Genomic DNA, 10,415 nt, shown 5'->3' on the forward strand with positions numbered 1-10,415 from the left:
TGAATCGTCTGCAAGTTTCAGCAAAGGTATGCAGTCAGAACCGGGAAAATCCGCATATTTATCCCTTTTTTCGGGTACAGACCTGTATGTTTATCTGGTTTCCATTCATACCTCTTCCCCAATGAAGCAAAATGCCTCAACAGGGAGTCAGCCCAAAAGCGGAAAAAGAAACATTCTGTCAGGAAAATCCCCGATCAGAAAAATCAATGCAACAGACAGAAGAACAGCGTAATTTGATCTGCGACAAATTATTATTGACTGCGATTGCCTACCTTTGCGGAGAAAACCACAATCAACGTCAATATAATAATGATTCATAGGAATATAACAAACTATCAGTACGAACTGGATATATTAAGGGCCCTTGCATGTTTTCTGGTCATATGGCAACATGTAACGGAGTGCTATTATATACAGCCTGATTTCACAATCAATAACAGCCCTGACATTACCATGATCGGCTGGATAAACAGCCTTACCCCTATAGAGGTACCACTTTTTGTCATGATATCAGGATATTTCCTTTTACCCATGAAAAGTGATCTTACGCAATTTTTCCGCAAAAGAGCCCTGCGTGTGGTTTACCCCTTCGTCATATGGTGTATTGTGTATGCCATATACTACTATTTCAAACGCAACGATACAATACAAGATGTTATCAACAACATTCTGCATATTCCCGTCAACTTCGGAACAGAAGTCGGACATTTATGGTTTATTTATATGATTCTGGGACTATATATATTGACTCCAGTCATATCACCCTGGCTGGAACAATGTTCCAAAAAACAATTGCAGGGATATCTTTGCTTGTGGGGATTCACCAATTGCATCCCCTACATTCATCTTGTTTTCCCCGCCATATTGGGAGAATGCTTTTGGAATCCCTCCCCAATGTTGTACTATTTTACAGGGTTTGCAGGCTATTACATACTGGGATTTTACATCAGACGCTATAACAGTTTATCCTCACGGACATCCCTCATTCTCATCGTTACAGGGTATCTGTTTACTGCCTTTTTCTACCAATACAGAATAAATGTGGCAACCAGTGTAAGCGAACTGGAACTAGGATGGCGCTTCTGTGCCATCAATATTTCACTCATGGCTTTTGGAGTATTCTCCCTGATCAAGAATATACACTGGAAACAGAATGGCCTGACTGCCGGATTTATAAAAGACCTCTCCCGGAAGAGCTATGCTGTCTATTTCATTCATCTGATAATTGTCCAGTATCTGCATCCGGCCATCAGTCAGACAGACTTACCTATATATATAAACATTCCTCTGATAACGACGATATGTTTCATTTGTTCCTATCTGATAATCAGCCTGCTGTATTTGATACCCGGCATCAATAAATATATAGGATAAGAATATATTCACAAGGCATTCATATACATTAACCTAAAATAAACATATATCCAAAATGAAAAATTTTACTGCATCATCGGCTTTCACAGATACAAAGCCGCACTATGAACTTCTTGACGGACTGAGAGGCGTAGCCGCCCTGCTGGTCGTATTCTATCACATCTTCGAAGGATTCTCCTTTGCCGGAGGAGGAACACTGATCACAACCATCAACCACGGATATCTGGCAGTAGACTTCTTCTTCATACTTTCCGGCTTCGTTATCGGTTATGCCTACGACGACAGATGGGGAAAGACGCTGACAATGAAAGATTTCTTCAAGCGACGTCTGATCCGCCTTCATCCCATGATCGTAATGGGCGCCGTGATCGGTGTCATTGCCTTCTTCGTACAGGGAGGTGTGAAATGGGACGGAACGCACGTTGCAACCTCCATGGTCATGCTGACCCTGCTGCTGTCTCTGTTCTTTATTCCCGCCTATCCGGGAGCAGGCTACGACATCCGGGGCAACGGAGAAATGTTTCCGCTTAACGGACCAAGCTGGTCGCTGTTCTTCGAATACATCGGCAACCTGCTTTATGCACTTTTCATCCGTCGTCTGGGCAACAAGGCACTGACCGTTCTGGTCGTTCTGCTCGGACTGGGACTGGCAGGATTTGCACTGTTCGATGTCGTAGGATACGGCATGCTGGGAGTGGGATGGACACTCGACGGACAGAACTTCCTGGGAGGCTTGCTCCGGATGCTGTTTCCTTTCACTCTGGGCATGCTGATATCAAGAAACTTCCGTCCGTTCCAGATAAGAGGCGCTTTCTGGATCTGCGCAATCGTCCTGCTCGTTCTTTTCTGTGTTCCCTACATTGAAGGAAAATCTCCCGTCTGCCTAAACGGTGTATTCGAAATGATCTGTATTGCAGTCATATTCCCCGTTCTGGTATGCATCGGTGCTTCCGGCAAGACAACCGACAAGCAGTCCACCCGCATCTGCAAATTCCTCGGAGATATCTCCTATCCGCTCTATGCCGTACACTACCCGATCATGTATGTATTCTATTCCTGGCTGATAGAGACCAGACAATATACCCTCGGAGAAACCTGGCCGGTTGCAGCAGCGGTATATTTCGGAAGCATCCTGACGGCCTGGCTCTGCCTGAAACTTTACGACGAACCTGTCAGAAAATGGTTAAACCGCAGATTTATGAAGAAACGTTCGCTGTAGGCTAAGGCATTATTCTTTCGATACTCCCCAATCATGCGCTCAAATAAAAGTATATTTACAGAAAGAGTATAGAAAATTTGGAATAATCGTTTAATTCTTATAACTTTACTAGACCTATAAAAGCAACCTTAAAAAATTAAAGTTATGAAAAAGATTATTTTACTATGCCTTTCAATGCTCCTCCTTACATCCTACGGATGTAAGGAGGAGGATGTAACCATATTAAAAACTCATCTCTATTATTACAATATAGCAATAGCATTTGAGAACCAGTCTGGTGAAAATCTGGTTGAAGGAATTCCTTACGACGAAAGTTCCAACAGTATTCTGAATACGGAGTACAAACAGACTATATCTGTATCGCCAGATGAATCCGGTTTTAAACCGAATCTTTACAGAGTAAACGAACCAGGTATATGGAAAGATGAAAATGGAGAAGAAAATTTCTTTTTCACTGCAATGATGTATAACAATATATATACTATGGTTACCCAGAAACTGGTTTGCCCGCATATCTTCGGAGATAACAATGAGCATGTACTTGTCTCTTATTGGAAAAGCCTTTCTGCTGAAGAATATACGTGTACAGGATTTACTCTGAGAAGATATTGTAATTTACTATACAATGAAAAAACATAATATGCAATTTAAAAGAGAATGATAACCCTGTCATCATATTCTACCAACTAAAATCCTAACAACCATGAACACATTAAGCAAACTGACACTAATATCTGTCATGATTTCAGCTATGGCAGGTTGCTCCGTACGCAAAGACGGAAACAACTTATCCAATGTAACGACTGCCGATTCTCTTCTATTTACAGAACCGCTTGACACTTTGCCGGACGGAGTGATCAGTTCGGTCAGCTGGCTTCCCTTGCAGAATAGCGACCAAAGAATTATCGACGAAATCTCAAAATTGTCTGTTGTTGACAGCTTTATAGTCATAGGAAGCCGCCGGCAAGCTGTTCTGCAGGTTTATTCCACCGAAGGTAAGTTCTTGTATGAGATTTCCGAAAAGGGACAGGGACCGGAAGAATATCTTGAAATCGCAACATTTACTGTCACTCCTACTTCCATATATATTCTTGATAACTTTTCTCATAAAATATCCCGCTATACACTTGAAAAGGGAACTTTCATGGGAAAAACGGAAGTTCCTTTCGTAGCCTGGGATATGGAAGCATTTGATGACAATGACTTTCTTTTCACCTGTCTGAATAACAATCCTGACGTAAAGGTTTCACCGTCACCCGTAGACTTTGCCGTGTGGCGTACGGACAGTCACTGGCAAATTACAGACAAATATCTGCCAGTGGAAAAAGAATATACGGAACTTTATGGCAAGTCACGGTATTTTACCCGGTACAAACACGACATTGTTTTCCATTCCTTTCAATATGATGGCTTCTTTACTTTCTCCCGGAAAGAAGATCCCGTTTTTCATCCCATCCTGTTCTCCCGTCCGTTTCCCCGCGACAACGAGTCTCGTCTGAAAGAAGCCAATTCCGGCCAATGGCAGTTGCTGGCTGAAACCCCATTTGTGGTTGACGGCTATAATATCGTAGAAATAAGTATCGCCGGTCAGGGCCAGCAGATGTTTGCCGTCAACGCCAGCAACAAGATATTCGGCAATTCAGAAGTATGTCCGAAGAATATTCCGATCAACATCATAGGTACGATGGGAAATCATTTTGTAGGCTACATAAATGACAATTATGAGCTTTACAGGAATCTCGTTGCATACGGATTCCAGAAAGGAAGTCCGGAAGCGGAAGATATCCTGAGCCGGGGAGGCTGTTGCCTGATCATTTATTCTGTCGGCAACCTTTAACGCGCCAGTATCTCACAGAACCGGTCCTGGAACGTACGGGCTTCACGGGATTTCAGTACATTCTGGTTGATGATTACAAAGGCCAGAAGATGGCCGTTCGAAGCATGAACGTAGCCTGCCAGTGAACTGACTCCCGTCACGGTACCGGTTTTGGCATGTACATTCCGGAAGGCTTTTCCTCCCCGCATGCGGTAGCTCAGCGTGCCGTCTACTCCGGCCACCGGCAAAGCATCGTAGAACGGACGGAATACTTCCGGATGAGCGTAGGCATAACGCAGATAGGCCATCAACAGATCGGGAGATACATAATTGTATAAAGAAACACCGCTTCCGTCGGCAATCCGGAAGTCTTCGGGAGAAATTCCCACTGACTTTTCCATGAAAAGACGGATGGCCCGCTGTCCGTCGGCATTGCTGATGGAACGTTTATCCCGGGAAGCATTCAGTCCGACATGGTAGAAGAGGGCTTCGGCAGAAAGATTGTCGCTCTTTTTCAGGGCCCGCTTCAGAAGTGCATCAAGCGGACGTTCGTGGATATACAGCCGGGAAGCTTCGTCCGGACATACCCCATAGGCGATGCTGTCGGGACTGATCTCTACGGCTCTTGTCTGCAAGCGCTTCCAGAAACTCTGCATGAAGAAGGCAGATGAATCAAACAGGTTCAAAGTCCGTGTATAGGGACCGGTCACATTACCGGTCAGAATGATCCGGTTGCCGTTGGTCAGCCAGTTGCGGGTGATACGCAGTTTCCCCGCAGAAGGAGTACGGCTGAGCGTACGGTTGTCCAGTTCATAATAGTCAGACTGGGGAAGAACCGTTACCTTGGCTGGCTTTCCCTTAGCCGACGGAGAAACGGTAATATCCACACATCCGCGGTTCAGCATCAGGGGAGACAGATAAGGCTGAAAGGATTCCGGCGTGTCGTCCCACGACCATCCGGGTCCCCAGTAAACAGAATCCATCAGTGATATGTCGCCGACCAGACGGCCTTTGATGACGCGGATTCCGGCTTGTCCGGCTGCATCGGCCAGTCGGACAAGGTCGCTCTCCATAAATTCCGGATCGAAACCTCCGATCACATACAGATCGCCCTTCAGGGTGTCCTGTTCAATGGTTCCGGTATAAGCCAGTTGCGTACGGAATGTATATCCGGTTCCCAGAACAGACAGGGCCGTAACCGAAGTAATGACTTTCTCAACGGAAGCCGGACGGTAAAGTTTGTCGGCCTGATGACGGTACACGGAAGTACCCGCCGTCAGGTCATAAACGGCTATTCCTGCCTCGGAAGTCCGCATCAGAGGAGTGACGGACAATAACGAGTCCAGCTGTCCGGCCAGCGGACGGGCCACCAGCAGACAACAGGTACAGATCCACATCAGTAAAGTTATTTCTATCCGTCTCCTCATAATGCCTCCTTGCTTAAATCAGTTCACGAAATATTTCACCTACCGTCGGATGCGGAAAGACGTAACGTTTCCACTCAGACAGTTTACGCCGGTCTTCAATCATCATTCCGGCCATGACAATCAGTTCAGATGCCGGATTTCCAAGAAGATGTACTCCGAGCAAGGTATCATCGTCGGCCAGAAGCACCTTGCACACGCCGTTGACGCCTTCGTTTTCGGCTACAAAACGTCCGGAATAGGCCATCGGAAGCTTCACGGTCCGATATGAAACACCTGATGCCTGCAGGGCTTCTTCACTCATGCCCACAGAAGCAATCTCCGGATTGGTATAGACTACACCGGGAATGGCACGGTAGCTCATCGCATCGTTCCGTCCCAGAATATGATTGACGGCCACTTCTGCTTCACGGACAGCAGTATGTGCCAGCAGGGATACTCCGTTCAGGTCACCGCATACATATACGCCCGGAACAGAGGTCTGCAAATGCTCGTCAACCTTGACATTTCTGCGTTCCGTCAGTTCCAGATTCAGGTTTTCAAGTCCGAATCCGTTCAGCACCGGACGTCTTCCCACACTCATCAGCAGTTTTTCACCGCATACGGTTCCTTCCGTTCCGTCCTGTTCATAAGTCACGGTTATGCCTTCGGGGATCTGGCTGACTCCGGTCACTTTCGTGTGCAGCAGGAATTTTATGCCGCGTTTGGTATATTCGGCCCGCAGCAGACCGGAAAGCTCCCGATCCATTCCGCCCAGAATTTCATCCATCATTTCAACAACGGTCACTTCCACACCAAGGGTCTGGAAGAAAGCGGCAAACTCCATGCCGATTACTCCTCCGCCTACAATGACCAGCGAACGGGGCACTTCCTTGTTGTCGAGTGCATCACGGTGAGTCCAGTAGTTTACTTCCTGAATGCCGGCAATGGGAGGTATGAATGTTTCACTTCCGGTACAGATCAGAAGATGATCGCAAGTATAAGTTTCTTCTCCGCAACGGACGGTATGCGGATCAACAATGCAGGCTTCTCCCTGAACCAGTGTCACCTGATGGGCTGTCAGTTTGGATTTGACGCCCAAAACCAGCTTGCGCACGACCTTTGACTTCCGGGCTATGATCTTGGCCAGATCAAAGGACGCTTCGGGAACATTGACTGCGTATTTGGAAGCATGCTTTGCATAATCATAGACTTTAGCTGAATACAGCAGGGTTTTGGTCGGTATGCATCCTTCATTCAGGCATACACCTCCCAGACTTTTTTTCTCGAACAAGACCACGCTAAGCCCGGCCTTTCCGGCTGCTTCGGCCGCCGTATATCCGGCTGGTCCTCCGCCAATAATTGCAACTTGGTATTTCATAAGGTTATAAGATAGTACATAAGGTTATGCATAAAGATTATTCTTCAAAATATTCTGCGTGCGGATTTCTTTCACGGGCACACTGGATGAAACCATTCAGATCGGCCGGATCTACATTGATGAATCCTTTGGTATAATAGATAAGCACCCTGCCGCGGCTCCAGGGTTTCTTGGTTTTCTGCTTGATGATACGCATTACTCCATACGCCTTGACACTGCCGCTCAAACCGCGACGGATCCAGATGTCTCCGTTGTCGCGTACCTGAATGCGGGTCATACGTTCATCGATAACAATCAGAATCGGAAGAACCAGGGGAAAAAGATTCCAGTAATCGTTAGTTTCCCAGACAGTCCATACGATGGCAATCATAATAACCAGCGCAAACAGCCAGTTCCAGATGGCGATCTTGCGCATCTTAAAATTCCGTACCATATCTTTATTTGTTTTGAGTTTTCTATCTGTTTATTCCACCCGAATGGCCTGATTGCGTTTCATCAGGCAGCGGATGAAATCATCTTCTCCTTTCGGGGAAACCAGTACAGAAGCTTTTCCTTTCTCCGTCTGATAACTGATCTTCAGGCGTACCGGAGATAAAGCGGGAGCTATTCCCCAGCTTTTTACATGCTGAATCAACATAATTTTTTCCAACGGTATCGTGGCTTTCCGTACAAAACGGCCGGTTTCGATCTGCAGATTTCCCTCTGCCGTTACTACATATTGCGTGTGGATCAGCATCTCAATCTCAAAAATCATCACAATGGCCAGCAACAAAGTCAGCAGCAGCTCGTGAAACCAAAAGAAGTCAAATAGCAAAAAGGCGGTAGCTGCCATCAGTAACCAATACCCCGCTCCTACCCTTGAATGAAAAGTTCTGTTCATTATCTATGCAGATATTTAATAATTTCTCGTGAAGATAGTAATTTTTTTGTAGTTTTGTCGAAAATACGCATTAATCATGGTAAGAAAATTCGATTTTCTCGTTATCGGTTCAGGAATTGCCGGAATGAGCTTTGCGCTGAAAGTGGCGCATAAAGGTTCGGTTGCACTGATCTGCAAGGCCGGACTGGAAGAAGCCAACACCTACTATGCACAGGGTGGTATTGCTTCTGTAACAAATCTGAAGGTGGACAATTTTGAAAAACATATCCACGACACGATGGTGGCCGGAGACTGGATCAGTGATCCTGCTGCTGTTGAAAAAGTAGTTAAGAATGCTCCTTCCCAAATTGAAGAACTGATCAAATGGGGAGTCAATTTCGATAAAAAGGAAAACGGGGAATTTGATCTTCACAAAGAAGGCGGACACTCTGAATTCCGTATTCTGCATCACAAGGATAATACAGGGGCTGAAATCCAGAACAGCCTGATTGAAACAGTCAAGAAGCATCCTAACATTACGGTTTTCAGTAATTTCTATGCTGTTGAAATCATTACGCAGCATCATTTGGGCATCATTGTTACCCGACACACTCCGGGAATCAAATGCTTCGGTGCTTATGTTCTGAATGAAAAAACCGGTGAAGTGGATACATTCCTTTCCAAGATAACCGTAATGGCAACTGGAGGATGTGAAGCTGTCTATAATCACACAACCAATCCTCTGGTAGCAACAGGTGACGGTATTGCCATGGTATACCGTGCAAAGGGTGCTGTTAAAGACATGGAATTTATTCAGTTCCATCCCACAGCTCTCTATCATCCGGGCGACCGTCCCAGTTTCCTGATAACGGAAGCCATGCGCGGATATGGCGCCGTTCTGAAGAATCTGGACGGAGAAGAATTCATGCAGAAATATGATCCACGCCTGTCTCTGGCTCCACGTGACATCGTAGCCCGTGCCATTGACAGTGAAATGAAACAGCGCGGAGAAGATCATGTTTATCTGGATGTAACACACAAAGATCCGGAAGAAACCAAAAAGCATTTCCCGAATATCTATAAAAAATGCTTGAGTCTGGGTATCGATATCACCAAGGATTATATTCCGGTTGCCCCCGCAGCACACTACCTTTGCGGAGGTATCAAAGTGGATCTGGACGGTCAGTCCAGCATCAAGCGCTTGTACGCCCTGGGCGAATGTTCCTGCACCGGACTGCACGGCGGTAACCGACTTGCATCCAATTCACTGATAGAAGCCATCGTATATGCGGATGCTGCTGCCAAGCATGCTATCAGCGTCATGGATCGCTATGATTTCAATGAAGATATTCCTGAATGGAATGAGGAAGGAACTATTTCCAACGAAGAGCGTATTCTGATCACTCAAAGCATGAAAGAAGTTAACCAGATCATGGAATCTTACGTAGGTATCGTACGAAGCAATCTCCGACTGGTTCGCGCCTGGAACAGACTTGACATCTTGTATGAAGAAACAGAACGCCTATTTAAGCGCGTAAAAGCTTCGCGTGAGATCTGCGAATTACGAAACATGATCAATGTAGGTTATCTGATAACCCGACAGGCCATGGAACGGAAAGAAAGCCGCGGATTACATTACACAATTGATTATCCGCATGCCGGAACAGAAAAAAAGGATTAAACAGAAAATCAATATAGAAACAGGGGCCATCTCAAATTTGAGATGGCCCCTGTTTCTATATTATTTCCTCAGTCTCCGCCATGAAATAAGAAGCTACCAACATACTGACATTGGATCTATTTTTAATATGCTGAATAACCCACTATGAATAAAGCCGTCTGATTTGCCTTCATTTTTCCCTTAGAGACATTTAATTAAATAAAAACAAGGATTTATACATTCACATCCCATTCTTTCCGGAAATCAAAAAAGACAGGCTCTTGCCACAACAGACCCTTACAAGGAAAATATATACCATCTTTGATGAAAAACAAATCTCAACTATACATCAGCACGACCATAATTCATCCATACAACAGTTCCAGACATTACTATTTACGTTTCTGTCAGGGGATGAAAAAGGGAAAAATTATTTGAGAAGCATCAGGCTTACCGGAGATAACAGGACATTATCCCACGCCATAGCAGATATTTTATGGCTGATATCTTCCATTATGTAAACATAAGAGCTTATTCAATGCCCCACAATTCTCAGACGAACCTCAAATACTGCCGTTCTACCGTCCGAACCGGACAGAGCTCCCAAAAGCTTACAGCTTCCACTAAGCGGGTTATCTGTCAACCTCGAAGATCCAAAGGATATTCCCATCTTCCTGTAAAGCGGTCTGTCTGTCAATCCCGC

9 protein-coding genes are annotated in these 10,415 nt (G+C 45.4%); 5 read left to right on the forward strand and 4 right to left on the reverse strand.

Going from position 1 to position 10,415, the window contains the following annotated elements; all coding sequences use genetic code 11:
• Positions 1–309: 309 nt before the first annotated feature.
• From BACCOPRO_RS10205 to BACCOPRO_RS10220, 4 genes are all read left to right on the forward strand, one after another.
• Entirely contained in the window at positions 310–1,374 is a 1,065-nt protein-coding gene (locus tag BACCOPRO_RS10205) for an acyltransferase (protein WP_008143349.1), read from the forward strand.
• A gap of 55 nt (positions 1,375–1,429) precedes the next feature.
• The gene (locus tag BACCOPRO_RS10210; RefSeq protein WP_008143350.1) at positions 1,430–2,593 is read left to right on the forward strand and encodes an acyltransferase family protein; all 1,164 of its coding nucleotides are present in this window, start codon (positions 1,430–1,432) and stop codon (positions 2,591–2,593) included.
• 144 nt (positions 2,594–2,737) lie between these two features.
• Positions 2,738–3,232: a hypothetical protein gene (locus tag BACCOPRO_RS10215; protein WP_008143352.1), complete on the forward strand. Its 495-nt coding sequence runs from the start codon at positions 2,738–2,740 to the stop codon at positions 3,230–3,232.
• Between the two features lie 64 nt (positions 3,233–3,296).
• The gene (locus BACCOPRO_RS10220) at positions 3,297–4,430 is read left to right on the forward strand and encodes a DUF4934 domain-containing protein (protein WP_008143358.1); all 1,134 of its coding nucleotides are present in this window, start codon (positions 3,297–3,299) and stop codon (positions 4,428–4,430) included.
• Here the strand turns inward: BACCOPRO_RS10220 and dacB are convergent.
• The 4 genes from dacB to BACCOPRO_RS10240 are packed head-to-tail and all read right to left on the reverse strand — an operon-like array spanning position 4,427 to position 8,073.
• A complete protein-coding gene (dacB, locus tag BACCOPRO_RS10225) occupies positions 4,427–5,836 on the reverse strand; it encodes a D-alanyl-D-alanine carboxypeptidase/D-alanyl-D-alanine endopeptidase (RefSeq protein ID WP_040311365.1) in 1,410 nt (469 codons plus the stop codon). The genes BACCOPRO_RS10220 and dacB overlap by 4 nt on opposite strands.
• 13 nt (positions 5,837–5,849) lie before the next feature.
• A complete protein-coding gene (gene lpdA / locus BACCOPRO_RS10230) occupies positions 5,850–7,193 on the reverse strand; it encodes a dihydrolipoyl dehydrogenase (RefSeq protein ID WP_008143363.1) in 1,344 nt (447 codons plus the stop codon).
• 37 nt (positions 7,194–7,230) lie between these two features.
• Entirely contained in the window at positions 7,231–7,626 is a 396-nt protein-coding gene (locus BACCOPRO_RS10235) for a hypothetical protein (RefSeq protein WP_008143365.1), read from the reverse strand.
• Between the two features lie 30 nt (positions 7,627–7,656).
• Entirely contained in the window at positions 7,657–8,073 is a 417-nt protein-coding gene (locus BACCOPRO_RS10240; RefSeq protein ID WP_008143366.1) for a PH domain-containing protein, read from the reverse strand.
• Between the two features lie 76 nt (positions 8,074–8,149).
• Here BACCOPRO_RS10240 and nadB point away from each other — a divergent pair, with 76 nt between their 5' ends.
• Entirely contained in the window at positions 8,150–9,733 is a 1,584-nt protein-coding gene (nadB, locus tag BACCOPRO_RS10245; RefSeq protein WP_008143367.1) for an L-aspartate oxidase, read from the forward strand.
• Positions 9,734–10,415: the final 682 nt, after the last annotated feature.

Source organism: Phocaeicola coprophilus DSM 18228 = JCM 13818, from assembly GCF_000157915.1.
GTDB lineage: Bacteria > Bacteroidota > Bacteroidia > Bacteroidales > Bacteroidaceae > Phocaeicola > Phocaeicola coprophilus.